General features: G+C 40.2%; 1 pseudogene. It reads right to left on the reverse strand.

Features of this window, described 5'->3' with window-relative positions:
- Window positions 1–850 precede the first annotated feature (850 nt).
- Window positions 851–1649 (reverse strand): annotated as a pseudogene (locus tag WG67_RS08710) (signal recognition particle protein); the annotation flags it as partial.

The following is a 1649-nucleotide window of genomic DNA, read 5'->3' on the forward strand; positions in this document are numbered from 1 at the left end:
AGCTTCACTATCATGATAAGGGCGCTGGCGAAGGGTGTCAAGTAAGTTTTTTCGTTTAGTAAATTTCTTAAATATTTATAGCTAAACGACAACCGTCATCCCGCTGCTTGTTAGCGGGATCTAGAGATACCGCGAATGAATCGCGGTATGACGTAGGACTGCTGTCATTCCAGTCTGGAATCCAAAAAAAAGGATGATGTCATCCCAGTGCCCTGACTACTTGGATCCAGTTTTCTTTACAAATTCACAAAAAGTGCTTCATTCTATAACGCAAAACCCATACTCACCAAACCCAATGCATTACTTGCAATTAAGTTTCCTGGATCCAAGTAGTCAAGCTACTCGGATGACACCCTTTTGGATGGAGACCAGTGTCAGCTACTTTCATGACACCATTCTTTTTCCTGGATCCAAGTAGTCAGGGCACTAGGATGACAAGAGAAAGAGGCTACTGGGATGACAGCTACCCTGACAATCGTCATCCCACTACGTGTTAGCGGGTATGACGGTTTGCAACGGTATGACGGTTCGCGGCGGCATAGTAATTCGTCATCCCGCTGCTTGTTAGCGGGATCTCTTGTTAGCGGCTAAGAGATACCGCGAATGAATCGCGGTATGACGGTGTAGAAACAATCCGATAAGGTAAGCCTCGTCATCCCGCTACGTGTTAGCGGGATCTAGAGATACCGCGGCGGTATGACGTGTTGCTTGGGTCAGCTATAGTATTTCTTAAAATTAATAATAAATTTCTTGGCTAGCAAGAAGCTGTAAATTTTTTTGCGAGACCTAAGCCGCTTTTGATATAGCTAAAGGTTTACTGATGATTTGTCTCATTCCACTACCTGCTGACTTACTTTCTGCTTATCATATCCATCAAATCAGATTCTTTGAGTTTACTATGGTCAACTTTACTGAACTTATTTACCATAGAGCTCATTTGATTATACTGCTTAATTAGAAGATTAATGTCAGTTACAGTTGTTCCGGACCCCTTAGAAATTCTAAGTCTTCTTTTGCCATTTAAAATATCTGGATTTTGCCTTTCTTTTTCAGTCATTGAGTTTATGATGGCTATATATTTTTTCACTTTATTGTCATCTGGCACACTGCTACTTAGCTTTTTTGTAAATGAACTAGGAATGAATTTCATTATGTTGCTAATGCCATCCATTTTACTCAGAGTTTTTAACATTCCCACTAGGTCGTTTAGGTCGAATTTACCTTTTTTCACTTTCTTTTGTAACTTATCAATTTCTTCCTGACCAACAATCTCAGCAGCTTTTTCAACCAATGAGACAACATCACCCATGCTAAGTATCCTTTTTGCAATTCTATCGGGATAAAAATCATCGAGGTCACTTAATTTTTCACCACAAGCAATAAATTTAATTGGACAATCGGCGATCATTTTCATAGAAAGAGCAGCACCACCACGTGCATCACCATCAACACGGGTGAGAATAATGCCGGTTACACCTATTACCTCATTGAATGATTTGGCAATGTTGACCGCATCCTGGCCTATCATTGCGTCGGCTACTAAAATAACTTCTGCAGGTGAAGCTATTTCCTTTACGGCTTTCAACTCATTCATCATATTATTGTCAATATGAAGCCTGCCTGCAGTGTCTAGTATTAATACATCATAA

The sequence above is a fragment of the Wolbachia endosymbiont of Drosophila incompta genome (assembly GCF_001758565.1).
Lineage (GTDB): Bacteria > Pseudomonadota > Alphaproteobacteria > Rickettsiales > Anaplasmataceae > Wolbachia > Wolbachia pipientis.